Raw genomic sequence first — 23,561 nt, forward strand, 5'->3', positions numbered from 1 at the left:
TCCCCTTCAACCCTTTGATCGATCATCGATCACGGAGTTACAGTCTCCGACGGGCTCTCACCCGAGCCTTACGCCCTGTCCTGCCAAAGACTTCGGGCAACCCCACCCCTTACCGAACAGGGGACCCCCTCCGACTCAGGAAGGCGGCGACATGACCGACCCCTCCGCAATCCAGCCGAGCGAGCTCGACCAGCTCCCGGACCGCGACCCCGAGGAGACCGCCGAATGGCAGGCCTCCCTGGACGCCGTTACCCAGGCGGCCGGGCCGCACCGAGCCGCATACCTGATGCGGCGCACGCTGGAGCGCGCCGAGGGCGCGGGCCTGGCGCTGCCCAAGCTCCTTGAGACCGACTACGTCAACACCATCCCCACCTCCGCCGAGCCGGCGGTCGAGGGCGACGAGGCGATGGAACAGCGCATCGCCGCGTGGAACCGCTGGAACGCGGCCGCGATGGTGACCCGGGGCAGCAAGCACGGCGTCGGCGGCCACATCGCCACCTTCGCCTCCGCCGCCTGGCTGTACGAGACGGGCTTCAACCACTTCTTCCACGGCAAGGAGGGGGACGGCTCCGGCGACCAGCTCTACATCCAGGGCCACGCATCCCCCGGCATCTACGCCCGCGCCTTCCTCGACGGCCGTCTGAACGAGTCGCACCTGGACAACTTCCGCCAGGAGGCGGGCGGCAACGGCCTGCCGTCCTACCCGCACCCGCGGCGGCTGCCCTGGCTGTGGGAGTTCCCGACCGTCTCGATGGGCCTCGGCCCGCTGTCGGCGATCTACCAGGCGCGGTTCAACCGCTACCTCACCAACCGCAACATCAAGGACGTCTCCGCCTCGCACGTGTGGGCGTTCCTGGGTGACGGCGAGATGGACGAGCCCGAGTCGACGGCAGCCCTCGCGCTCGCCGCACGAGAGGGTCTCGACAACCTCACCTACGTCATCAACTGCAACCTGCAGCGCCTCGACGGCCCGGTCCGCGCCAACTTCCGCGTGGTGCAGGAGCTGGAGGCCCAGTTCCGCGGTGCCGGCTGGAACGTCATCAAGGTCCTGTGGGGCAACGCCTGGGACGAGCTGTTCCAGCTCGACACCAACGGCGCCCTGGTCCGCCGCCTGCGCGAGGTGCCGGACGCGCAGTTCCAGACGTACGCGACGCGTGACGCCGCCTACATCCGCGAGCACTTCTTCGGCTCCGAGCCCGCGCTCGTCGAGCTGGGCAAGCTGCTCAGCGACGACAAGATCAGCGAGTGTTTCCACCTCTCGCGCGGCGGCCACGAGGCCCGCAAGGTCTACGCGGCCTACCGTGCGGCGCTCACCCACAAGGGCGCGCCGACCGTGATCCTCGCGCAGACGGTCAAGGGCTTCACGCTCGGCAAGGGCTTCGAGTCCAAGAACGCCAACCACCAGATGAAGAAGCTCACGGTGGACGAGTTCAAGGACATGCGCGACCTCCTGGAGCTGCCGATCCCGGACAGCGCGTTCGTCGACGGCCAGGTGCCCTACGGCCACCCGGGTGCCGACGCCCCCGAGGTCCGCTACCTCCAGGAGCGCCGTGCCGCCCTCGGCGGTCCGGCCCCGGCCCGCCGTACGCAGCCGCTCGCGCCGCTGCCCGCCCCGGCCGACAAGTCGTTCGCCGCGTTCGACAAGGGCTCCGGCAGCCAGTCGATGGCGACGACCATGGCCTTCGTACGCCTGGTCAAGGACCTGATCCGCGACAAGGAGACCGGCAAGCGCTGGGTGCCGATCGTCCCCGACGAGGCGCGCACCTTCGGCATGGAGTCGCTCTTCCCGTCCCTGGGCATCTACTCGCCCAAGGGCCAGACCTACGAGCCGGTCGACCGTGACCAGCTGATGTACTACCGCGAGGCCAAGGACGGCCAGATCCTCAACGAGGGGATCACCGAGGCCGGTTCCATGGCGGACTTCATCGCCGCGTCGTCGTCGTACGCGACGCACGGCGAAGCCATGATCCCGTTCTACATCTTCTACTCGATGTTCGGCTGGCAGCGCACGGCCGACCAGATGTGGCAGCTCGGCGACCAGCTCGGCCGCGGCTTCCTCGTCGGCGCCACCGCCGGTCGTACGACGCTGACGGGTGAGGGTCTGCAGCACGCGGACGGCCACTCGCCGGTGATCGCCGCGACGAACCCCGCCGCCATGTCGTACGACCCCGCGTTCGCCTACGAGGTCGCGGCGATCGTCAAGGACGGTCTGCGCCGGATGTACGGCGAGGCCGCCCCCGGTGAGGACCAGAACGTCTTCTACTACCTCACCGTCTACAACGAGCCGATGCCGCAGCCCGCGAAGCCCGCGGGCGTGGACGAGGGCATCGTGCGCGGTCTGTACCGCTTCAACACGGCCGAGACGGCGGGGCACTCCCCCGCTGCCAACGCCGCGCGCATCCAGCTGCTCGGCTCGGGTACCGCCATCCACTGGACCCTCGCGGCCCAGAAGATGCTCGCCGAGGAGTGGGGCGTGGCCGCCGACGTGTGGTCCGCGACGTCCTGGACCGAGCTGCGCCGCGACGCCCTGGAGGCGGACGAGGCGATCCTGCGCGGCGAGGAGCAGATTCCTTACGTGCGCAGCGCCCTTGAGGGTGCGCAGGGTCCCGTGCTCGCCGTGTCCGACTACATGCGGCAGGTTCCCGACCAGATCGCGCAGTGGGTCGAGCAGGACTACTCGTCCCTCGGTGCGGACGGCTTCGGCCTCTCCGACACGCGTGACGCGGCGCGTCGCCACTTCGGCATCGACGCGGAGTCGATCGTCGTCGCCGCGCTCGCGCAGCTCGCCCGTCGCGGTGAGGTTCCCGCCTCCGCGGTGAAGGAAGCCCGGGCCAAGTACGGTCTGTAGCCTTCGGCCTCATGCGGGCCCCTGTCCCTCTGGGGTGGGGGCCCGCTTTCGGCTACTTGTAGCGGTGGGCCATCTGTGTTGCTGCTGCTGCGAATCGGTCCCTGAGAGCTTGTGGAGCCAGTACCTCCGCCTCCGGGCCCAGGGGCATGAGCTGGGTGTACGCGACCATTTCGTTCTCCACGGCGAGGGTGAGCGTCACCCAGCCCTCGGCGTCCGGTTCGCTCGCCGTCTCCAGCGCCTCGCGGGTGGCCGCGGAATCGGTGGCGTACGGAAGCTGTCGTACGCCCGCTTCGGAGAGCCGCAGCACGACCTCGGAGTGCAGGATCGCCCGGGCGAACTGCGCCGCCCGTTCCTCCCAGAACCCCGGCAGGTCGAATTCCTCGTCACGTACGAAGCGGTCCTCGCCCGCGGCGATCGCGGTGAACCGGTCGATGCGGTACACCCGGAACGAACCGGTGTCCGGCACCCGCGCGCACAGGTACCAGACGCCGGCCTTGAGCACGAGGCCGTAGGGCTCCAACTCCCTTTCCACCTCGGCGTCCTGGCGCCGGTAGCGGGCGGTGACGAGCCGGTCGTCCCACACCGCGTCCGCGAGCAGGGGCAGCAGCTCGGGCGCCGTCGTCTCCTTGAACCATCCCGGCGCGTCCAGGTGGAACCGCTGCGAGGCGTTCTGCGAGGCGTCACGCAGCGAGGGCATCAGCGCCGCCGACACCTTCAGGCGGGCCGCCGACGCCGCGTCCTCCAGGCCCATCTCGCGCAGCGCACCCGGCACTCCGGACAGGAACAGCGCCTCCGCCTCGCTGCGTCCCAGGCCGGTGAGCCGGGTGCGGTAGCCGCCGATGAGGCGGTAGCCGCCGGTCCGCCCCCGGTCCGCGTACACCGGAACGCCGGCCTCCGAGAGCGCCTGGGCGTCCCGCGTGATGGTCCGCTCGGACACTTCGAGCTCGCCCGCGAGCTCGGCGGCGGTCATGGAGGGGCGGGCCTGGAGCAGAAGCACCATCTTGATGAGGCGTGCAGCGCGCATGCACCCATGATGCCGTCAGCCGCCGGGCCGGAGGTGACTAGCGGTACCCCGTGACGTCCGCGGGTTTGCCCTTCTGCTCGACCTCCGCGATGTAGCGCCAGGCGTCCGGCGCCGAACCGTCGATGTCCGTGAAGCCGTATTCCTTGGCGAGGCCGCCGCTGGAGAGGGATTTCCCGTTCCAGCGGGCCACTTCGGGGTCGGAGGCGAGCGCGACCAGGGCCCGGCCCACGAAGGTGGGGGTCTCGGAGATCGCGAAGTGCGGGTTCTGCTCGCAGCCGTCCTGCCAGTTCTCCTCCGTCACGCTGAACGCCGTGTCGAGCATGAACTCGGAGCGCAGCCAGCCGGGGCTGAGACAGAGTGCCGTACAGCCGTACTCCTTGACCTCCTCGGCGAGACCCTGTGCCATCCGCAGCGGGGTCGTCTTCGCGAGGTCGTAGTAGAAGGGCTTGCGGTAGTTGGGGCCGTTGTACTCCTCGGTCCCGTCGGTGACCTCGACGACCAGGCCGCCGGGGTTCTTGACGAGCAGCGGCAGTGCGTACCTGCTGGTGACGATGTGGGTCTCGATGCCGAGGCGCATCAGGCGCAGCCCCTTGTCGAGGTCGTGCTCCCACATCTTCTTGTCCCACTCGACGTGGATGTCACCGCCCCAGATGTCGTTGACCAGGATGTCCAGACGGCCCTGCTCACGATCGATCCGCTCGACAAGGGCCTCGACCTGCTCGGGCTCCAGGTGGTCGGTGGGTACGGCGATTCCAGTGCCCGTTCCGCTGCCCGTTCCGCCCGCTTCCCGGCCCGCCGCGGTGATCAGCTCCGCGGTCTCCTCGATGGTCTCCGTGTCTCGGCCGACCTCGCTGGTGTGCTCACGGGTCGTACGTCCCGTCGCGTACACCGTGGCTCCGGCCCGGCCGAGCTCCACGGCCATGGCCCGGCCCGCGCCACGGGTGGCCCCGGCGACAAGGGCGACCTTCCCGGCCAGCGGCTGCGCGGCTGCGTGCGTGCTCTCCATGCCTTCGCTCCCCACGTCTTTTCTCGCTGTTCTTCCTTCTGTGTTCTGCGTGCTCTCCATGTTCTGGAGGCTTCCACGCAATGCCGACACCTGCTGTCGGGTTTTCCATCGGCATGTGCACGCATAACGACACAGCCGCATCCGCCGCACTCCACGTGCGTACCCACCCCCCAGGACCGATGCTTGTCCCGTGATGGACGAGACGGAGTTCTGGGAGATCGTGGACCGCACCCGCGTGGCCGCCGACGGCGACCCCGAGGACCACGCCGACCTGCTCACCGAGAGGCTCCTCGAACTCGAGCCGGACATGGTGCTCGACTTCGCCCGTCACTTCGAGGCCCGCTACAACCGTGCGTACCGCTGGGACCTCTGGGGCGCCTCCTCCATCGTCCTCGGCGGCGCCGGCGAGGACGCCTTCGACTACTTCCGCTGCTGGCTGATCGGCCAGGGCCGCGAGGTCTTCGAGGGAGCCCTGCACGACCCGGACTCGCTCGCGGATCTCCTCGACTACTTCGACGAGGACGTCGACGGCGACGGCGAGGAGCTCGGCTTCGCGGCGGACGAGGCCTACGAGCAGCTCACCGGTGTCGTCACCCCCGATCTCGGCATCGCTCCTGCCCCTTCGGAACCGGAGGGAACGCCGCTCGACTTCGAGAACGAAGCAGTGATGGCCGAGCGTTACCCGAAGCTCTGGGAACGCTTCGGCGAGGGCGACTGAGACGGTCCTCACCGATCACCGGTCCTCACCGATCACCGGTCCTGCAGCCGTGCCGCCTCCTTCCTGATCCCGGGGAGCGCGGCCATCAGTGCCGCACCCGGGCATTGGGTGTAGTAGCCGTCTTTGTGCCCTGACACCGCGCTGAACTTGACGCTCGTCCCCTTCGGATACCTGCTGAGGCTGTTCGACGAGACCAGCCGCACCTCGGAACGCGGGTCCACGTCCTTGAGGCCGAGCTTCCACGCCACCAGCGCCGCCATCGCATCGGTCATCGCCTTGGGAACAGGCACCCCGTCCGAGAACGTCCCTATCGCCGCTATCCCCACCGACCCCCGGTTGAAGCCTTGCGTGTGCGCGCCGACCACGGCCCGGTCGATGCCGCCCGCACGCCCCTCGTAGATGGTTCCGCACCGGTCGACGAGGAAGTTGTAGCCGATGTCGTCCCAGTGCTTGCTCTCGGTCTGACCGGTGTACAGATAGCGGATGGTGCGCGGGGCGTCGGCACAGTCGTACTTGTTCGGCGTGTCCGTGTGGTGCACGAACACCGCCTTGACCCGCTTGGCATACCGGGCCGGCGGCCCCCGCTCGGCGCCGTCAAGCCACTCGGCGCGCGGCACGATCCGGGGCTTCGCCGCGGGATGCCCCATCACCTGCCCCATCACCTGCCGTACCGGCGCCGCGGCCGCCGGACTGCCGGGTCCCACGAACAGCGCGCACATCAGCAGAAGCCCCACGGCCGCGAAAGCGGGCAGACGGCCGGGCACCCCACGCAGGACACGCAAGACACGCATGGTCCGACTGTCCGGCCCACCCACACCGACCGCGATCCCCGGTCCGCCATTCGGGTGAACCGGAACCTGTCAGAAGTGGGTGCCGCCGTCGACGCGGACCTCGGTGCCGGTGATGAACTTGCCGTCCTGCGAGCCGAGCATCGCGACCACCGAGGCGACGGACTCCGGGCCCGCGAAGCCCTGGCCGATGGCCGGCGCCAGCTTCACGAACAGGCTCATGTCGGCGTCCTCGGGCAGGCCGGGGCCCACGCTCTGCCTGCTGGCCCCGCTGCCGTCGGTCATGCCGCTCGATATGGAGCCGGGCTGGACGGAATTGAAGCGGATGCCCCGCTTGCCGTACTCCGCGGCGAGCGCGTGGGTCATGGACTGGATGCCGCCCTTGCTCGCCGCGTACGCCGCCATGTACGGGTGGGCGAACATCGCGGAGGTGGAGCTGAAGTTCACGACGGCGGCGTCATCGCCCGCGAGCAGTGCCGGGATCGCCTCGCGGATCACCAGGAACGTGCCGACGAGGTTGATCCGTATGACGCGTTCGAAGGAATCCAGGCTGGTCTCGTGCGTGTGCGAGGAGCGGAGCACGCCCGCCGCGTTCACCAGGACGTCCAGGCCGCCGAGCGCGGTGACGGCGGCGGCGACGCCCTCGCGCACCGCGGTCTCGTCGGAGATGTCGACCACCAGGGTGGTGAGTCGGTCCGCCGCGGCGCCCGCCTTCTCGAAGGTGTCCTTCAGGCCGGCCTCACTGACGTCGGCGGCCACGACCCTGCCGCCCTCGGCGAGGATCCGGAGCACGGTGGCCTGGCCGATGCCCGAGCCACCGCCGGTGATGAGTGCGCGACGGCCTGCGTAGCGGTCCATGAAATGCCTCCGATCAACTCCGGGCTCCCGGATCCGCCCATGGATCCGGCCTTCCCGATCTGATTTCAATGTACGCCTGCATGGCACGTTTTGCCACGTCGACAATTCATGTATCAGAGTGAGAATCACGCGTAGGCTGCGGGAGTGAGCACCCACTCGTCGCCGACACCGGCGACATCACCGGCACCGCAGCCTTCGCTGACCGAGCGCCACAAGGCCGCCACGCAGCTCGACATCGCCCGTGCCGCGGCCGAGCTCTTCGCCGAGCGCGGCCCGGACGGCACCACGGCCGAGGAGATCGCGGGCCGGGCCGGAGTAGCACTGCGCACCTTCTACCGGTACTTCCGCAACAAGCAGGACGCGGTCGCACCGCTCCTCGCGGGCGGCGCCGCCGAGTGGCGGGCCCACCTGGCGGGTCTCGACCCGGCCGAGGGGGTGCCGACGGCCCTGGAGCAGTCCATCGCCGACGCGCTCACCGCGGCGGACGACCGCGCGGCCGAGTCCCTGGAGTGGACCCGCGGCCTGCTGCGGGCCGCACAGGACGATCCGGCCCTGCGCGCCGTCTGGTACCGCGTGAACCAGGAGTCCGAGGAGCAGCTCGTGCCCGTGATCGCCCGCCTGGCGGGTGACGGCGCCGACGAACTGGACGTACGTCTGACGGCAGCGGCAGCCACGGACGCCGTGCGTCTCGCGATGGAGGCCTGGGCCGCCACGGACGCGCCCGCCGAAGGGCCCGGCTCCCCCGCCGTCCTGGCGGCGCGCTGCCTGCGCGAACTGACGGGCGGTCTGCGGCTCCTGGCGACCGGGCGCGGCGACGGCTGAGCGCGGCGCCCGCCGCTACACCCCCGGGTCCGGGTCCGGGTCCGGGTCCAGCGAGAACGCCAGCAGCGCCACGTCGTCCCCCACTCCGCCGCAGAACCGCATCAGGTCCTCCCAGACCGCGGAGGTCAGCACCGCCGGATCGTCCAGTGCGTCGGCGCAGAGCACCTCGACGCGCTCGGTCAGCGGGTAGAAGACGCCGGACGCGTTCCGCGCCTCGGTCACCCCGTCGGTCACCACGAGCAGCCGGTCGCCGGGCTTCAGGACCAGGCTCGCCTCTTCCGGCGGGGCGATCCCCGCGATCCCCAGGCCCAGCGGAGCGCCCGGGGCGACGGTCAGCTCCTGGACACGGCCGCCGCGCAGCAGCAGCGGGGGCGGATGGCCGCAGGAGACGATCCGCAGCTCGGCGGCGTCGTCCCGGAACTCCAGGAGCACGGCGGTGGCGAAGAGCTCGGCGTGCTCGGACCCCTCGGAGTCGACCACGAGACGGCGGTCGAGCCGGGCGGCGACGCCCTCCAGGTCGGGCTGGTCGAGGACCGCCTCGCGGAAGGCGCCGAGCAGCGCGGCGACCGTGCCGACGGCCGCGAGGCCGTGCCCCTGCACGTCACCGACCAGCGCCCGTACGCCGACGGAGCACTTGCGTACGTCGAAGAGATCGCCGCCGACCAGCGCCCCGCCCTGGGCCGCGCGGTAGAGCCCCGAGCAGCGCACCGGCCCCACGCGCTCCGGAAGCGGCGGGAGCACGGCGAACTGGGCCGCCTCGGCGACGGTGCGGACGGTGACGAGATGGGCGTCGCGCCGGCTGCGTACCCAGGCGAACACGACGCTCAGGAGCGCCACGAAGGCGACCGTCAGAACATCGCTGTCACCGGGGCGGCCGAGCCCGAAGCCCGGCAGATAGAGCAGCAGCACCGCGATGCCGCCGAAGAGGGCCGTGGCCGGAGCGCCGTACGACAGCGCGGCCAGCGGCGGCACGGCGGCGAGCAGGAAACTGAGGTCGATCGTGACCGGAGTGGCCAGCTGGATCACGCAGATCACGACGAGGAGCGCGGGCGGCGGCCAGCGCACCCAGTGGGGCGGCGGCGCCCCGCGCAGCCACCCCGGTTCGTCCCGGTCCCGCCGACTGGCAGCAGCGACCCTGAACATCGGTTCGCTCCTTCCGGTCGGCCTCCCCACGCTCCTACGCGCGCGTGCCCGCCGCACGCCGGGCCGGTCCGTCGGGTACCGGACCCGCGGCCGGGTGACGGCAGGCCCCGGAGTGCCCGCAAGCGCCCCGGAGCGTCAGAGCACGCGCCCCATCAGCACGTCGTCCACGTAGGAGCCGTCGAGGAAGAACTCGCCCGGCAGCACCCCCTCGATCACGAACCCCTCGGAGGCGTAGAGGGCCCGGGCCGGAGTGTTGTGGCCGAGCACCCGCAGGGTGACGCGCCGCGCGCCCTGCCGGCGGGACTCGTCCACCGCGGCCCTGAGCAGCAGGCGGCCCACTCCCTTGCCGCGCGCCTCGTCCGCGACGGCCAGGCCCAGGATCTGGCGCACGTGGGCGTTGGCGAGGAGGGAGGTGGGAAAACCGAGCCGTATGTAGCCGACGACCACGCCGTGCCGCTCGGCGACCAGGTGGTCGCGGGGGCCGAAGCGGTCGGTGAAGAACGGCGGGTACGGAGGCCGTGGCGCCGGCTGTACCGCGTGCAGGGTCGACCAGGTGGCGCGGTCGATGCGGCCGAGGGCTGCTTCGTCGTCCGGCAGAGCGGTACGTATGTGCGTGTCCGGCATGGGCGTCACTGTACGACGGACGCCCCGCGCCTCCCGACAGGGTTTCCGGGGCGCCTCCCGGCGGGTTTCCGGGGCAGGATGGCGTCATGGAGCCCACCGAGACCGAGCAGTCAGTCCCCTCAGCACGGCGGTCCCGTATCGCCGTGGCCGGTGCGTCCGGCCTCATCGGAACGGCGCTGACCCGCGCCCTTGCCGACGACGGTCACGAGGTGGTGCGGCTCGTGCGCCGGGCACCTCGTACGAAGCAGGAGGTGCGATGGGACCCCAAGGAGGGGTACGTCGACACGGCCGGGCTGGCGGGCTGCGACGCCATCGTCAACCTGGCGGGAGCCGGGGTCGGCGATCACCGCTGGACCGCCGCCTACAAGCAGGAGATCCGCGACAGCAGGGTGCTGGGCACCTCGGCTCTCGCCGAGGCCGCTGCCTCGCTGGAGGAGCCGCCCCGTGTCTTCCTGTGCGCGAGCGCGATCGGCTACTACGGAGACACCGGTCAGCGCGCGGTCGACGAGAGCGCCCCTGCCGGAACGGGATTCCTGCCCTCCCTGTGCGTGGAGTGGGAGGGTGCGGCCGCCGCGGCGCACGAAGCGGGTATCCGCACGGTTTTCGCGCGCAACGGCCTGGTGGTGGCGCGTGAGGGCGGGGCCTGGGGGCGGATGTTCCCGCTCTTCAAGGCGGGACTCGGCGGGCGTCTGGGCAACGGCCGTCAGTACTGGAGCCACATCTCGCTGCACGACGCGGTGGCCGCGCTGCGGCACCTGCTCGACACGGAGTCACTTTCGGGTCCCGTCAATGTGACGGCGCCCGAACCGCGCACCAACCGTGAGGTGACGGCCGCGATGGGGCGGGTGCTGCACCGGCCCACGCTCTTCACGGCACCGTCGCCCGCACTGCGCGTCGTGCTCGGCGAGATGGCCGGGGACGTGCTCGGCAGCCAGCGGGTCCTGCCGACCCGGCTCCTGGAGTCGGGATTCTCGTTCGCGTTCCCCGGCATCGAGGAGTCGATCCGCGCGGCACTGCGGTAGCCGGCGTTCCACCGCCCTCCTTCTTCCCGCCTTCTTCCCGGCTGCGATCGTCGCGCGATCGGCCGAGCGGCCCCGGCTCGTCTCCCCCTGCGACCCCCGTGCGACCGCCTGTGCGACCGGCGTGCGACCGTGCTCGGTCGATGCGCGACTCCCGCTGACCGTCAGGGCTCCTAACCTCGTGCGGAACTCGGTGATTCCGAAGCCCTGTTGAGGGCATGACGTCCCCAGCAGCCGCGCAACCCCGGGGAGGGGCCCGTGCTTGAGCCTGCGCACCATGCGGATGTCGTCATCGTGGGAGCGGGGGTCGCGGGACTGTCGGCCGCCCACCAGCTGACCAGGGCCGGTGTAACGACCGTCGTCCTGGAAGCCGCCCCTTACGTGGGCGGGAGCATGTCGACGGAGAAGGTGGACGGGTTCCGGCTCGACAGAATCGGGCAACTGCTCACCTCGTCGTATCCCGAGTTGCGCCGCACACCGGGGCTCGACGGACTCGTGCTGCGCCCCTTCGTGCCCGGTGTCCTGGTGCACAGCGACGGCCGGCACCACCGCGCCGTCGAGCCCACAGGGCCCCGGCGCGCAAGGGGCGCACTTACCGCGGCACGCGCCCTCGCAACCGCCCCCAGGGGTCCGCGGACGGCACGGACCGCCCCGCGCACCACCCCCCTCGGGGGCGCGCTCGACCAGGCCCGACTCGGCGCGGCACTCGCCAGGCTCGCGGCAACGCCCCCGGAGCGCCTCCTGACCCGCCCCGAACTCCCCGCCGCCAAGGCCCTCTTCTCCCGCGGCCTGCCCGCGCGCACCGTCAACGGCTTCCTGCGCCCGCTGCTCTCGGCGCTCCTCTGCGACCCGGACCTGACGACGTCAAGCCGGTGCGCGGACCTCGCCCTGCACTCCTTCGCGCGCGGGCGCCTGTGCCTGCCGGAGGGCGGCGCCGAGGTGCTGCCCGAACTACTGGCTGCCGCGCTGCCACCGGGAACGGTCCGCACCGGCGTACGCGTCACCGCTGTCTCCACCACCTCGGTCACGACCGCGGAACACGGCGAAGTGAGGTGTCGCGGCGTCCTGCTGGCCACCGACGCCCGCGCCGCCGCCGAACTCCTCCCCGGCCTGCGCGTGCCGTCCTTCCACCAGGTGACCGTGCTGCACCACGCGGCCACCGAGCCGCCGCTCGCCGAGCCCGCCCTGCTGCTCGACGCCGACCGTTCGGGGCCGGTCGCGCACACGGCCGTGGTCAGCCATGTCGACCCTTCGCGCGCGCCGGCGGGACGGGCTCTCATCTCGTCGACCGTCCTCGGCCCGCCTCCGGACGAACGCGCCGTCCTCGCCCATCTCGCCGATCTGTACGGCACGTCGACCGCCGGCTGGGAAACCCTCGCCGTCCACCACACCCGCGAGGCGGTGCCCGCGATGCCGCCCCCGCACGATCTGCGCCGCCCGGTGCGGCTGCTCGCGGGGCTCTACGTGTGCGGGGCCCACCGGGACACCAGCACGGTGCAGGGCGCGCTGTATTCGGGCCGCCGCGCGGCACGGGCCGCGCTCGCGGACTTGGGTGCGGACCCCGCGTACGGGACCGGAGAGCTACCGATGGCGGCCTGATCCATCCGACCTATATGCCAGCCCTACGACCTACACGAACGCCTTCGGAATCCTCCGCACCCCAGCGCGGAGGCTTCCGCCCTTTCCCGCGCACCTCTGCAACTCCCCTTGCCACGCCCGTACCCCCCGGCTACGGTCCCCACCGGATCGCCAAGCCGCGGGAGGACTCACGTGCGTCGCACCATCCCGGTGATATCGCTCATCCTCGGCCTATTCATGGGAGGTCTATCTTTGCCGACCACCGCAACCGCATCGGAGGCCGCAGTGCCCTCCGTCGTCCCCCGCCCCACCGACTGGACCGCGCTCGACGGCCGCACGAAGCTCACCGAGCGCACCCGCATCCTGATCGACCCGCGCGCCGCCTCCACCACCGCGCTCTCCTCGGGCCGCAGTGAATTCCCCGGCCCCGCCCACCAGTCCGTACGCAAGCTCGCCACCCAGCTGCGTACGGAGATCAAGCAGGTCACCGGCATCACGCCCCGCATCGCCCACCCCACGGACCGCCCCACGGGCCACCCCTCGGACCGCCCCGCCGACGGCGACATCACCCTCGGCCTCACCTCCGAGGGAAAGCTCGGCGCGGAGGGATACACCTTCGACAGCGCGGGCCCGATCCGCATCGAAGCCGCCTCCACCCACGGCCTCTACTACGGCACCCGCACCCTCCTCCAGCTCCTGCGCTCCACGGCCGACGACCACCGTGCCGTCCCCCGCGCCCGCTCCACCGACCGCCCCGCGCAGGCGATCCGCATGGTCCACCTCGACGCGGGCCGCAAGTACTGGAAGATCTCCTACCTGGAGAATCTGATCCGCAGGATGGGCGACCAGAAGCTCAACACCCTCTTCCTGCACCTCTCCGAGTCCGAGGGCTTCCGCCTCCACAGCCCCAAGTTCCCCGGCCTCGCCGACCCCGACCACAGCTACAGCCGCGCCGACATCGAGCATCTGAAGACCTTCGCGGCCCGCCATCACGTCCAGCTGATGCCGGGCCTCGAACTGCCCGGCCACGCCACCGTGATCAGCGAGGCCTTCGGGATCGGCTTCGGGTCCGGCGCCGACGCGTGCTCGGGCGCGCACACGCACTCGCATCTCACGCCCGACTGGATCATCGACATGACCAGCGACAAGGCGATCGCGAAGTCGAAGGAGATCGTCGACGAGTTCGCGGGCTGGTTCGACGCGCCGCTGTTCTCGATCGGCGCGGAAGAGGTCCCCGGTCAGCTCGCCGAGTGCCCGCGCGTGAAGGACCATCTGGCGAGCGCGCCCGACGTGTCCACGCTCGGCGACCTCCTCAACCGCTACATCAACACCCTTGACGACGTGGTCACTTCGCACGGCAAGCGCACGGCCGTCTACAACGGCTCCGAACACCTCGAAGCGCCCCAGCAGCAGGTCCACGACCCGGTCGTCTTCCTCACCTGGGAGGGCACGGGCGCCGAGCCCGAGATCCCGGGCCACGACGAGATCGCCATCGGCCCGTTCTACGACACCCCGAACAATTACCACCACCTGTATCCCGACCAGCCCTGGATGTACGACAGCTGGGCGCCGAACACCGACCCCGACATGCTCGGCTCCGGCGTCACCAACTGGGCCGACTACAACTTCTGGGCCGACGACGGGTACTTCGAGCAGCACATGGCCGGCCCCCGCGCGATCCTCGCCGACCGCGCCTGGAACAAGAGCGCGACGCCGGACACCCTCGCCGACTTCCGGGCCCGCGCCGCCCGCATCGGCGACCCGCCCGGCACGACACCCGCGCCGCTGCCCGCGCGGGTCGAGGGCCGGCCGAGCCACCACTGGACGTTCGACGACGCGTCGTACCCCAGCGGCTGGACGTACGCGGGCAGCCCCGGCAACACGATCTACGCCGAGGACGTGGCGGGCGGCCTCCCCGGCACCTCGTACATCATCAACAACCCCACTCCCGTCGAGGGCGTGCGCGGTCAGGCCTGGCGCTTCGACTCCGACCGGGACGGCGTGGGCTTCGGCGGTCTCGACGTCGCCGAGCCGTGGACCGCGTCCGTGCAGGTCAGGCCGACGGCCAGGACCGGGGACCAGGTGCTGCTCAGCTCCGGGGCAGGTGCGCTGAAGCTGATGCAGCACGGCACCGGGAAGGTCGGCTTCACGCGGTACGGGGCGTCCGACTTCAGCTTCGACTACACGCTGCCGCTCGACCGCTGGACCCGGCTGACGTGGGTGACGACTCCGGGGAACACCACCCTGTACGCCGACGGGCAGCGGGTCGGGACCGTCCCGGCGTCGATCCCCCTTCCCCTGCGGTCCATCGGCACGGAGAAGGCGAGCCTGCGGGGCGACCTCGATGAACTCACCACGTGGGACGAGGCGCTCACCCCGCGGGAAGTCGCGCGCCTGCGCTGACCGCGTACGCCCGAAGAACGCATGTGTAAGGGGCGGGCCTGCGCAGGCCCGCCCCTTACACATGCACCCACTTACACATGCACCCACCCCGGTCGGTCAGCTCAGCGCCGCCACCCGGTCCCGGTATCCGCGCACCGCCGCCGCGTCCCTGTACGGCTCAAGACGCCGCTCGAAGTCGCGTACGTACTCGACCGCGCGCACCGACCGCATCTCGCCGGCCGCCTGCGCCGCCTCCGCGCCCAGCTGGCAGGCCTGCTCCAGCTCGCCGAGCCCCAGGCGCGAGGAAGCGAGCACCACCCGGCAGAACAGGCGGCTGCGGGCGTACCCGGGGGCGCGCAGCTGGAGCGAGCGCTCCGCGTGCTGGGCGGCCACGCGGTACTGCTGGAGGTCCCGGTGGCAGTGCCCGAACTCGTCCGCGAGCTGCGCCTCGTCGAAGAACCGCGCCCAGTACGGGACCTCGTCCCCCGGCCGTGACGTCTCCAGGGCCCGCTCGGCCCGCACCATCGACGCCGTGCAGGCCCGCACCTCGCCGAGCACCCCGTGCCCGCGCGCCTCGACCGAGTGCAACAGGGCCTGTACGACGGGCGGTGCCGAGGACCCGACGCCCTGCTGCGCCACCCGCGCCAGCTGCACCGCCTCTCTGCCGTGCCCGAGATAGACGGCCTGCCGGCTCATCGTGATCAGGACGTACGAGCCGTACGCGCGATCGCCCGCCGCCTGCGAGAGCCGCAGCGCCTGGACGTAGTAGCGCTGGGCGAGCCCGTGCGCCGCGATGTCGTACGAGGTCCAGCCCGCGAGCCGGGTCAGGTCTGCGGCGGCGCCGAAGAGCCGCCGACCGGCCTGTTCGCCGTACGTGCCGCGGAGCATCGGCTCGGCCTCGTGCTCCAGATAGCGCACGAGTGCCTGCCGGGCGTGCCCGCCGCCGTACGCGTGGTCGAGCGCCCGGAAGAGCTCACCGACGGAGCGCAGGGCCGAGATGTCACCGCTGGTCACTCTCGCCCCGGCGCCCCGCTCGGGCTCCTTGCGCTGGCGGGGCACGGCCGGGCGCCCCTGGGTGGGCACGCGGCCACCGTTGAGGCCGTGGTCACCGCGCCCCACCCGGTCGTCGGCGCGGCCGATCAGCCAGTCTCTGCTGGGGACGACGAGCCCTGCCGGGGTGAACGCGATCTTCCGCAGTTCGGCGTGGCTCCCGGAGTCCTTGCGCCAGAGCCCGCCGACGATGTCGATCGCCTCTTCGGGGCTCGCCGCGAACTCAAGACCGGCGTACACCGGCGCGCACGCGTCGAGCCCGAGATCCTGTGCGGAGAGTCTGCGCCCTAACCGCCGGGTGAAGACCTCTGCGATGAGGGCGGGGGTGGTGCCGCGCGGCTGCTGGCCGCGCAGCCAGCGGGTCACCGATGTCTTGTCGTACCGCAGGTCGAGACCGTGCTCGAGGCCCAGCTGATCGACGCGGCGCGCGAGCCCCGCATTGGAGAAACCGGCTTCTGAGATGAGCGCGGCTAGCTGTCGGTTGGGCGTGCGCTGCGGAGGTCGTTCCGTCATCAGCTGTGCGGTCTCCTGCCTTTCGGGCGTTGCCTTGAGCAGCCCTTATGGCTCCGTGAACGGCGTGAATGTAGCGGCCCTCACCGCCCTCATCCCGGCCTTCGACCCGCGTTCATCCGATCGTGTGAGGATTGACCGGAGGACTGACGAGAAATCGCGGCCCGTACAGTGGCTGGGGGCGCGATATGTGCACGGTGCAGGTTCTAGGGAGGCACTTGCCGTGAGTGAGTTTCAGTTCGTCCGTCTCGGCTTCGGCCCGGACTCGGTCGAGTACCAGGAGGCCTGGGACGAGCAGCGCCGGGTGCACGCCGCCCGCTTCGCCGACGAACTCCCGGACACGTGTCTGCTGCTCGAGCACCCGCCGGTCTATACGGCGGGCCGCCGCACCCAGGACAGCGAGCGCCCGCTGGACGGCACCCCCGTGGTCGACGTGGACCGCGGCGGCAAGATCACCTGGCACGGCCCCGGCCAGCTCGTGGGCTACCCGATCCAGAAGCTGCCGCGTCCGGTGGACGTCGTAGCACACGTACGCCGTCTGGAAGAGGTTCTTATCCGTACGTGTGCGGAGTTCGGCCTGGAGACGTCCCGCGTCGAGGGCCGCAGCGGCGTATGGGTCCTGGGCGACCCCGTGAGCGAGCGTCCGGCGCTCGGTGGGCTGACCCTGGACCTGGACCCCCGGACGCAGGACGACGAGTTCGACGCCCGGTTCAACGGCCCGGAGTACGCGCCGTCCAACGCGGGCCAGCGCCGCGAGGACCGCAAGATCGCGGCCATCGGCATCCGCGTCGCCAAGGGCGTCACGATGCACGGCTTCGCGCTGAACGTGAACCCGGACAACACCTGGTTCGACAAGATCATCCCGTGCGGCATCCGGGACGCCGGAGTGACGTCGCTCTCGTACGAACTGGGCCGCGAGGTCACGATCGCCGACGTTCTGCCCGTCGCCGAGAAGCACCTGCGTGAGATCCTGGAGAACGCCGAGCTCAAGCCGCGCGCCGTGGAGAAACCGGCCGGGGAGACGGTTGAGCACCCGGAAGCCGAGAAGGCGACCGCCTAGACAACGCGGGCTCCGGGGAATGCACCCCGCCGGCCGGAGGTTGGCCGGACGTCAGCCCAACGACATGACGGGCGTACCCTGGTGTGCGCCGAAGAATCGAAGCTACAGGGAGCCGATGTGTCCGCAGTCGCACCCGACGGACGCAAGATGCTGCGCCTTGAGGTCCGGAACGCCCAGACCCCGATCGAGCGCAAGCCCGAGTGGATCAAGACCCGGGCGAAAATGGGCCCCGAGTACACCAAGATGCAGAACCTCGTGAAGAGCGAGGGCCTGCACACGGTCTGCCAGGAGGCGGGCTGTCCCAACATCTACGAGTGCTGGGAAGACCGCGAGGCCACCTTCCTGATCGGCGGCGACCAGTGCACCCGGCGCTGCGACTTCTGCCAGATCGACACGGGCAAGCCGCAGGCACTCGACCGCGACGAGCCGCGCCGCGTGGGCGAGTCCGTCGTCACGATGGACCTGAACTACGCCACCATCACCGGCGTCGCCCGCGACGACCTGGACGACGGCGGCGCCTGGCTGTACGCGGAGACCGTCCGCCAGATCCACGCGATGACGGCGGAGCGCGCCGAGGGCAAGACCAAGGTCGAGCTGCTCATCCCCGACTTCAACGCGGACCCCGACCAGCTGGCCGAGGTCTTCTCCTCGCGCCCCGAGGTCCTGGGGCACAACGTGGAGACCGTGCCGCGCATCTTCAAGCGGATCCGCCCCGGTTTCCGCTTCGAGCGCTCGCTGGAGGTCATCACCCGCGCCCGCGAGGCTGGTCTGGTCACCAAGTCGAACCTCATCCTGGGCATGGGCGAGGAGCGCGAAGAGATCAGTGAGGCGCTGCACGCGCTGCACGACGCGGGCTGCGAGCTCATCACGATCACGCAGTACCTGCGCCCGACGCCGCGCCACCACCCCGTGGAGCGCTGGGCCAAGCCGCAGGAGTTCGTGGAGCTGAAGGAGGAGGCCGAGGAGATCGGCTTCTCCGGGGTCATGTCAGGACCGCTGGTCCGCTCCTCGTACCGCGCGGGACGCCTCTACCAGATGGCTATCGAGAAGCGCGGGGCGTACGTCGCCTCGCAGGCGGTGTGATCCCCCCTCGGGAAGCGGTGTGATCCCCTCTCGGGAAACCGACGGGGAGCCGACGGGGAGCCGACGGGGAGCCGACTGTGTGAATCGGCGCACAAGTGACTACTCGCCAGTAGTGGCCGAGATGACGCGGCCCGTACAGTCCTCGCAGGTGAGGGGTTCGTACGGGCCGCGTCAGTGTTTTGCGCCCCGGCGTTAAGGCTTCATCCGTGTTTGACCGGTCAGTCACGCCCTGGTAACACCAATCAGTGACCCTGGAATTACCCCACGTACAGCCCTACCCATAGCCGCCCAGGAGGGCCCCACCATGCAGGCCGCGCCCGTACGCGCCACCGCCATCCCGTCCGTCACCGACGCACTGCGTGCCGTCGAGTCGATTCTCATGAGCAGCGGCCAGCGCACCGCCCGCCGCAACGCCTGGACATCCGTGCTCGACGACCGGCGCCGCGCCAAGGACCGGGCGGAGGCACTGCGCGTGCTCGAAGAGGCCATGCCAACCCACACGTCGTAGTCACTTCCAGGGGCACGTAGACTTCACGACATGGCGAGGAAGGAAACCGCGGCGGACGCCGCGAACCCCGGGCGACTCAAGCAGATCGCTCAGACCTACAAGATGACCCGCAGGGCCGATCCGCGGATCGGTCTCATCATCGCGGCTGTGGGAATCGTCACCTTTGGTGTCTTCCTCGGTATCGGCTTCTTGATCGGTCACCCGATCTATCTCGGCATTCTCGGCTTCGTGCTCGCCTTCCTCGCGATGGCGATCGTCTTCGGGCGCAGGGCCGAGCGTGCCGCCTTCGGGCAGATGGAGGGCCAGCCCGGTGCGGCGGCCGCGGTGCTCGACAAGATCGGCCGCGGCTGGACGACGACCCCGGCGGTGGCGATGAACCGCAGCCAGGACGTCGTGCACCGCACGGTCGGCAAGGCGGGCATCGTGCTCGTCGCCGAGGGCAACCCGAACCGGGTGAAGAGCCTGCTGGCCGCCGAGAAGAAGCGGATGGCACGGGTCGTCTCGGACGTCCCCGTGCACGACGTCATCGTCGGCACCGGCGAGGGCCAGGTCCCGCTGAAGAAGCTGCGTACGACGCTTCTGAAGCTCCCCCGCGTCCTCCAGGGCCCCCAGGTCACGGCCACGAACGACCGGCTGCGCGCGATGGGGGACCTCATGAGCAACATGCCGTTGCCGAAGGGTCCGATGCCGAAGGGTGCGGGACGCGGTCGCCCGCCCAAGATGCCGCGAGGATGACATCTGGCCTCACCTCTCCCGTCAGCTCCATAGGCGGAAGCGGGTGAGGCCTCGCCACTTCCACACCCCCATGGGCGCCCTCCAAGGCGCCCATGACTCGTTCCCAGCGGCCCGAGGCACTCCAACGCTTCCAGTGCCCAATAAGGCCCGTGGAACCGTGCTCTGCGTCCAGCTCCGGCCAAGCAACCCCAGTACGTGCCTTCTTGAGGAACGCTTCCAGCACCGTCCGAGGGGCGAGCCCTCCCCTCTGTCGAGGTACAACGCCCCCGCCAGGGAACCTCTCCAGCTGCATCACGCGCTCCCACGCACAGTCGCACAGGGTCGGCACCAGCCGATCACGGGTGCGGAACCAAGCGCCGATGGGGCAGGCAAGCCCGCGATGCATGGGCAGCGGAGTGCCCGTGATCAGGATCTTGACGTTGGCCAGGCCGAAGAACTCCTGCTGCTCTGCCCGGGACAAAGACTCCATCCGGTCACTGACAATCGCGAGCCTTTCGAGACTCGCCGCCCGCCGGTCCTCCTGCGAGGCAGCATCACGCCACGACGCCACTTCAGACCGAGTGCGCTCCAGCTCTTCGAGCCGATCCGTAAGCGGCTTGATCGCTCGATTCACCGCAGCCCGAGCCTCGTCTTGCGAAAGCCCCCGACGCGCGGCCCGCTCCGCTGCGACCGCCGTAGTGGTGTCGATCGTGCTGTCTTGCTCAGCGATCCTCTGATCCAGTTCGGCAAGCCGCGAGGCGAAGTCCACCCGCCGCTCAGCCGCCTTCCCCGTCCATTCATCAGAGAGCTTCCGCAACCTGTCCCCATCGCTGAAGAAGTCGCAGACACTTTCCCAGGCCCACCCCTCCACGCCCTTAGCGTCAAGCTGGGGACAGGAGCACGTCGGCGCCCCCGGGTACGCCTCTTTCTTTCCCGAGCAGAGATAGTGAGCCGCCTCATTCGCCGGAGCGCAGCCCACATAGCGCTTACCGCACTGGCTCTGAATGAGGCCCGTCAGGGTATAGATCCGCCCTGTGACTGAAGGGCGACGGCGAGGCGCATCGGTCGCACTCCGCAACTCCGCCACTTCTTCGGAAGTGAACATCGGATCGAGCGGAATAACGCTGGTCGGTCCCCACACCGGGTTTCCGTCCGGACCAACCTTCGCGCTCTTCCCCCGGAACACATAGCGCGCCTCTAGCAGATCCTCATTCAGCAAGCGCGACCGGAAGTTCGCCTCACTCCACGGCTTACCCGAACGGCTCACTAAGCCCTCAGCGTTAAGGGTGCGGACGACCTTCCGCCAAACACCTTTAAACTTCACGACGAGAGCGCGCCCCCTTCGCAACACCACCGCCTCATGCACGGTCGTGCAGATCTCGGAGCGGGAGCAACTTTCACCCCCGTCGCAAGCATCGATCACGAGACGCTGCTTACCCTTTACCCCTTTGTTCTCAATGCGGTACCCATAGCGAGCAGCGCCGCCCGCATAGCCGCCCATCCGAGCCTTCTTCTGAATCCCACCCTGAGTCCTCTTGCGAATACGGACGAGTTCCTTGAAAGCCTCTCCCGCCTTTTCGCGCATTCGCTCTTCGCCCTCTTCGGTCGTGTTGTCTATGTCATCATCCACGATGGCGACATACACGCCGAGATCCTGCAGCTTCCAGATCCATTCCCAGAAGACCCGGTTGTTTCGACCGACAGCCCTAGTCTCGTACACCACCACCATGTTGAACGGGCAGGGCTTTTTCTGCGCGAGAGACATGATTTCCGTTGCACCCTCGCGCCTATCCCACGGGAGCGTTCCCGACTCCCCTTCATCCTTGAAGGTGTCGACGTGGTCCCAGCCCTTGTTCGCGATGTACGCGGCCGTCTCATCGCCTGTGTAGGCAATGCCGTAGCCGTCGATCTGCTGATCAGTGGAGACCCGCAGGTAGTCCACTGCCCTCATGACGGGCGTAGCCCGCTCAATGGCCTGAGCCGCTACGCCGATGGCGCGTATGGCAGAGTTACCCATGTCAGTCCTCCCAGACTGGCCAGACCCCGGGGTGTTAGCGCACCGCCGGGGTCACCCATGCGATTCGTCAACTATAGGGGGCTATTCGCCAGGGCGGGGCGCGAACAGAATTTCCAGTATTCGCTGGTGTGCCGCCTCTGAACCCGGAGCCTCTGTTGCTTTCCAAATGACCTTGAGTTCGGCTTCCGGGCCAGCGTGGCGCTCAGTTCCAAGATCGGCGGAGTTAGCGCAGCCACTCTTGTCCGGGCAGCAGCTCTGAGGGGAGCCTCCCCCGTCACGAGGCCTGGTCATAACCACACTCCCGCATCTCCCGGGCAAGCTCCCGCCGCCGCACGTGATCTTCAGCAATGCCCGCTGCTACCTCAGCCTCAGCGAGGGTGTGACCGGAGCCGACGTAGCGCCAAGCCGTGTCCATGACTGCGCCGTCAGGCACGGCAGTGCCGCCCTGATGTTCCGCCCGGGTGGCGCGTAGTGCGCTGTACGTGGTCGAGTACCGGCGGGACTTGGTCAGGATGTGCCCCCGGAATCCGAGGGTGTGCGTCCAGGAGCGCAGGTTGAGACTGTCCAGTTCGGGCAGGCCGCCCAGGCGCCAGCAGACGCCCATGAGAGCGCGTATGTGCCCGCTGACCGGCGCGAGTCGGATGCTCTCGGCATTCGCAATGCGGTAGTCGATACCGCCCGAGTCACCGACCGACTTGGACACGTACTTGGCCACGTAGGCCGCCACCGCGCTATCGGTCACCGCCGCTTCCGCGAATGCGTCGCTGCGGATCAGATGCACGTCCAGTTGCCGCCCCCACCTGATGACCCGCTCCCCCGTGGCAGGCGAGTACGGCGTACGGACTTCCACCGCGTCCGCCGCCGATCTCACCGCGCTTTCGAGGAGTTCGGCCGTCGCCCATGCCCGGGGAGGAGAATCGGGCCCGCCGGGTCCGTCCAGGCGGATGACCGAATGGAAGTGCACGGCCCCGCGTTTCTGGTATTCGGCGACCTTCGCGAACGAGAGCGTCAGATGTTCTTTGAAGGCTGTCTGTGTGATGCCCGCCGCGGTGGCCAGGTGCCGCCGGACCGCGTGGCAGTAGCGGTTCCAAAGCCCGCCGGCGGAGGCGTGCCAGAGAGCATGTCCCACGTAGTCGTAGCAGTCCGGGCACAGCGGCTGACCTACCGCCGCATCGGTGTCCGCATGCTGCCCAGCGCCATGGTCAACCTCGGCATCCTCCTGGCCCTGCAGGGCGACACCGAAGCCGCCCGCACCTGGTACACCCAGGCCATCGACGCCGGACACACCAGCGCCATGTTCAACCTCGGCAACCTCCTGGACGAGCAGGGCGACACCGAAGCCGCCCGCACCTGGTACACCCAGGCCATCGAGGCCGGACACACCAACGCCATGTTCAACCTCGCCATCCTCCTGGACGAGCAGGGCGACACCGAAGCCGCCCGCACCTGGTACACCCGAGCCGCCGAGGCCGGACACACCGACGCGGCGGCCTACCTTGCGTCTCTGGAAAGTGACTAGTCCGCGGCGTAAGCCGGGCCCTGCCCTCGCGCCGAAGGCGAGCCTTGGGCCTAGGTCCCTGACGCCGCGGGACAAGATAGAGCCATAGCTCTGTACACCCAGGCCGAGCTAGGCACGCAGAGTGAACGCAAGCGCCACACGAGTGAACTGTTCCGAAGGGGCCCATGCCGAAGGGCATGCGGATGCCTCGCGGTGGCCCGAAGATGCGGTAACGCTTCGCCTCTCCCTACCTCTCCTGTCTCTACTTTCTCTACGTACGGCGAAGGCCCCGGAACCGATCGGTTCCGGGG

The 23,561-nt window shown here is 69.9% G+C and carries 20 protein-coding genes; 11 read left to right on the forward strand and 9 right to left on the reverse strand.

The annotated features are described in order from the left end of the window. Nucleotides 1-151 precede the first annotated feature (151 nt). Complete coding sequence (gene aceE / locus ACWFR3_RS39335) at nucleotides 152-2,848, forward strand: pyruvate dehydrogenase (acetyl-transferring), homodimeric type (protein ID WP_453739500.1); 2,697 nt, start codon at nucleotides 152-154, stop codon at nucleotides 2,846-2,848. A gap of 52 nt (nucleotides 2,849-2,900) precedes the next feature. Here the strand turns inward: aceE and ACWFR3_RS39340 are convergent, their stop codons facing one another. Then, nucleotides 2,901-3,872 (reverse strand): helix-turn-helix transcriptional regulator, encoded by a 972-nt coding sequence (locus tag ACWFR3_RS39340; RefSeq protein ID WP_453739501.1) that lies wholly within the window; start codon nucleotides 3,870-3,872, stop codon nucleotides 2,901-2,903. A 37-nt stretch (nucleotides 3,873-3,909) separates the two neighbouring features. After that, entirely contained in the window at nucleotides 3,910-4,878 is a 969-nt protein-coding gene (locus ACWFR3_RS39345) for an SDR family oxidoreductase (protein WP_453739502.1), read from the reverse strand. Between the two features lie 193 nt (nucleotides 4,879-5,071). On the opposite strand from ACWFR3_RS39345, the gene ACWFR3_RS39350 reads away from it, so the two are divergent. After that, complete coding sequence (locus ACWFR3_RS39350) at nucleotides 5,072-5,596, forward strand: DUF4240 domain-containing protein (RefSeq protein WP_453739516.1); 525 nt, start codon at nucleotides 5,072-5,074, stop codon at nucleotides 5,594-5,596. A gap of 32 nt (nucleotides 5,597-5,628) precedes the next feature. Here ACWFR3_RS39350 and ACWFR3_RS39355 read toward each other — a convergent pair whose 3' ends face one another. Next, on the reverse strand, nucleotides 5,629-6,387 hold the full coding sequence (locus ACWFR3_RS39355; RefSeq protein ID WP_453739503.1) for a peptidoglycan recognition protein family protein: 759 nt from the start codon (nucleotides 6,385-6,387) through the stop codon (nucleotides 5,629-5,631). 69 nt (nucleotides 6,388-6,456) lie between these two features. After that, nucleotides 6,457-7,242, reverse strand: a complete 786-nt coding sequence (locus ACWFR3_RS39360; protein WP_453739504.1) for an SDR family NAD(P)-dependent oxidoreductase — start codon at nucleotides 7,240-7,242, stop codon at nucleotides 6,457-6,459. A 144-nt stretch (nucleotides 7,243-7,386) separates the two neighbouring features. Between ACWFR3_RS39360 and ACWFR3_RS39365 the strand changes: the two genes are divergently transcribed. Next, nucleotides 7,387-8,064, forward strand: a complete 678-nt coding sequence (locus tag ACWFR3_RS39365) for a TetR/AcrR family transcriptional regulator (protein WP_453739505.1) — start codon at nucleotides 7,387-7,389, stop codon at nucleotides 8,062-8,064. Between the two features lie 15 nt (nucleotides 8,065-8,079). On the opposite strand, the gene ACWFR3_RS39370 is transcribed toward ACWFR3_RS39365, so the two are convergent. Both ACWFR3_RS39370 and ACWFR3_RS39375 read right to left on the reverse strand, forming a co-directional pair. Further along, complete coding sequence (locus ACWFR3_RS39370; protein ID WP_453739506.1) at nucleotides 8,080-9,207, reverse strand: PP2C family protein-serine/threonine phosphatase; 1,128 nt, start codon at nucleotides 9,205-9,207, stop codon at nucleotides 8,080-8,082. Between the two features lie 135 nt (nucleotides 9,208-9,342). Beyond that, nucleotides 9,343-9,831: an N-acetyltransferase family protein gene (locus tag ACWFR3_RS39375; RefSeq protein ID WP_453739507.1), complete on the reverse strand. Its 489-nt coding sequence runs from the start codon at nucleotides 9,829-9,831 to the stop codon at nucleotides 9,343-9,345. A gap of 86 nt (nucleotides 9,832-9,917) precedes the next feature. On the opposite strand from ACWFR3_RS39375, the gene ACWFR3_RS39380 reads away from it, so the two are divergent. The 3 genes from ACWFR3_RS39380 (at nucleotide 9,918) to ACWFR3_RS39390 (ending at nucleotide 14,831) form a co-directional block, all read left to right on the forward strand. Beyond that, nucleotides 9,918-10,853, forward strand: a complete 936-nt coding sequence (locus tag ACWFR3_RS39380) for a TIGR01777 family oxidoreductase (RefSeq protein ID WP_453739508.1) — start codon at nucleotides 9,918-9,920, stop codon at nucleotides 10,851-10,853. 255 nt (nucleotides 10,854-11,108) lie between these two features. Continuing rightward, on the forward strand, nucleotides 11,109-12,449 hold the full coding sequence (locus ACWFR3_RS39385) for an NAD(P)/FAD-dependent oxidoreductase (protein WP_453739509.1): 1,341 nt from the start codon (nucleotides 11,109-11,111) through the stop codon (nucleotides 12,447-12,449). Between the two features lie 231 nt (nucleotides 12,450-12,680). Beyond that, nucleotides 12,681-14,831 carry a family 20 glycosylhydrolase gene (locus ACWFR3_RS39390; RefSeq protein ID WP_453739510.1) on the forward strand — a complete coding sequence of 717 codons (2,151 nt, stop codon included), beginning with the start codon at nucleotides 12,681-12,683 and terminating at the stop codon, nucleotides 14,829-14,831. Between the two features lie 96 nt (nucleotides 14,832-14,927). On the opposite strand, the gene ACWFR3_RS39395 is transcribed toward ACWFR3_RS39390, so the two are convergent. Then, the gene (locus ACWFR3_RS39395; RefSeq protein WP_453739511.1) at nucleotides 14,928-16,373 is read right to left on the reverse strand and encodes a regulator; all 1,446 of its coding nucleotides are present in this window, start codon (nucleotides 16,371-16,373) and stop codon (nucleotides 14,928-14,930) included. A gap of 220 nt (nucleotides 16,374-16,593) precedes the next feature. Between ACWFR3_RS39395 and lipB the strand changes: the two genes are divergently transcribed. From lipB to ACWFR3_RS39415, 4 genes are all read left to right on the forward strand, one after another. Then, nucleotides 16,594-17,430 (forward strand): lipoyl(octanoyl) transferase LipB, encoded by an 837-nt coding sequence (lipB, locus tag ACWFR3_RS39400; RefSeq protein WP_453739512.1) that lies wholly within the window; start codon nucleotides 16,594-16,596, stop codon nucleotides 17,428-17,430. Nucleotides 17,431-17,547: 117 nt separating this feature from the next. Continuing rightward, a complete protein-coding gene (locus ACWFR3_RS39405; RefSeq protein ID WP_160504647.1) occupies nucleotides 17,548-18,513 on the forward strand; it encodes a lipoyl synthase in 966 nt (321 codons plus the stop codon). Between the two features lie 304 nt (nucleotides 18,514-18,817). Continuing rightward, nucleotides 18,818-19,021, forward strand: coding sequence for an SCO2195 family GlnR-regulated protein (locus ACWFR3_RS39410; protein WP_361198915.1), 204 nt, complete (start codon nucleotides 18,818-18,820; stop codon nucleotides 19,019-19,021). Nucleotides 19,022-19,051: 30 nt separating this feature from the next. Continuing rightward, nucleotides 19,052-19,756, forward strand: coding sequence for a DUF4191 domain-containing protein (locus tag ACWFR3_RS39415; protein ID WP_453739513.1), 705 nt, complete (start codon nucleotides 19,052-19,054; stop codon nucleotides 19,754-19,756). Here the strand turns inward: ACWFR3_RS39415 and ACWFR3_RS39420 are convergent. Together ACWFR3_RS39420 and ACWFR3_RS39425 are read right to left on the reverse strand one after the other, a co-directional pair. Then, nucleotides 19,674-21,752: a recombinase family protein gene (locus ACWFR3_RS39420; RefSeq protein WP_453739514.1), complete on the reverse strand. Its 2,079-nt coding sequence runs from the start codon at nucleotides 21,750-21,752 to the stop codon at nucleotides 19,674-19,676. The two genes, ACWFR3_RS39415 and ACWFR3_RS39420, sit on opposite strands and share 83 nt — an antisense overlap. Nucleotides 21,753-22,026: 274 nt before the next feature. Further along, a complete protein-coding gene (locus tag ACWFR3_RS39425) occupies nucleotides 22,027-22,983 on the reverse strand; it encodes a replication initiator (RefSeq protein ID WP_453739517.1) in 957 nt (318 codons plus the stop codon). Here ACWFR3_RS39425 and ACWFR3_RS39430 point away from each other — a divergent pair. Then, nucleotides 22,873-23,271 carry a tetratricopeptide repeat protein gene (locus ACWFR3_RS39430; protein WP_453739515.1) on the forward strand — a complete coding sequence of 133 codons (399 nt, stop codon included), beginning with the start codon at nucleotides 22,873-22,875 and terminating at the stop codon, nucleotides 23,269-23,271. The two genes, ACWFR3_RS39425 and ACWFR3_RS39430, sit on opposite strands and share 111 nt — an antisense overlap. Nucleotides 23,272-23,561: the final 290 nt, after the last annotated feature.

The sequence above is a fragment of the Streptomyces sp. NPDC055189 genome (assembly GCF_053606765.1).

What these genes read in the sequence shown, in the direction of transcription:
- aceE (WP_453739500.1), top strand. Translation starts at nt 152, where the DNA reads ATGACCGACCCCTCCGCAATCCAGCCGAGCGAGCTCGACCAGCTCCCG.
- ACWFR3_RS39340 (WP_453739501.1), bottom strand. Translation starts at nt 3,872, where the DNA reads ATGCGCGCTGCACGCCTCATCAAGATGGTGCTTCTGCTCCAGGCCCGC.
- ACWFR3_RS39345 (WP_453739502.1), bottom strand. Translation starts at nt 4,878, where the DNA reads ATGGAGAGCACGCACGCAGCCGCGCAGCCGCTGGCCGGGAAGGTCGCC.
- ACWFR3_RS39350 (WP_453739516.1), top strand. Translation starts at nt 5,072, where the DNA reads ATGGACGAGACGGAGTTCTGGGAGATCGTGGACCGCACCCGCGTGGCC.
- ACWFR3_RS39355 (WP_453739503.1), bottom strand. Translation starts at nt 6,387, where the DNA reads ATGCGTGTCTTGCGTGTCCTGCGTGGGGTGCCCGGCCGTCTGCCCGCT.
- ACWFR3_RS39360 (WP_453739504.1), bottom strand. Translation starts at nt 7,242, where the DNA reads ATGGACCGCTACGCAGGCCGTCGCGCACTCATCACCGGCGGTGGCTCG.
- ACWFR3_RS39370 (WP_453739506.1), bottom strand. Translation starts at nt 9,207, where the DNA reads ATGTTCAGGGTCGCTGCTGCCAGTCGGCGGGACCGGGACGAACCGGGG.
- ACWFR3_RS39375 (WP_453739507.1), bottom strand. Translation starts at nt 9,831, where the DNA reads ATGCCGGACACGCACATACGTACCGCTCTGCCGGACGACGAAGCAGCC.
- ACWFR3_RS39380 (WP_453739508.1), top strand. Translation starts at nt 9,918, where the DNA reads ATGGAGCCCACCGAGACCGAGCAGTCAGTCCCCTCAGCACGGCGGTCC.
- ACWFR3_RS39395 (WP_453739511.1), bottom strand. Translation starts at nt 16,373, where the DNA reads ATGACGGAACGACCTCCGCAGCGCACGCCCAACCGACAGCTAGCCGCG.
- ACWFR3_RS39410 (WP_361198915.1), top strand. Translation starts at nt 18,818, where the DNA reads ATGCAGGCCGCGCCCGTACGCGCCACCGCCATCCCGTCCGTCACCGAC.
- ACWFR3_RS39415 (WP_453739513.1), top strand. Translation starts at nt 19,052, where the DNA reads ATGGCGAGGAAGGAAACCGCGGCGGACGCCGCGAACCCCGGGCGACTC.
- ACWFR3_RS39420 (WP_453739514.1), bottom strand. Translation starts at nt 21,752, where the DNA reads ATGGGTAACTCTGCCATACGCGCCATCGGCGTAGCGGCTCAGGCCATT.
- ACWFR3_RS39430 (WP_453739515.1), top strand. Translation starts at nt 22,873, where the DNA reads ATGTCCCACGTAGTCGTAGCAGTCCGGGCACAGCGGCTGACCTACCGC.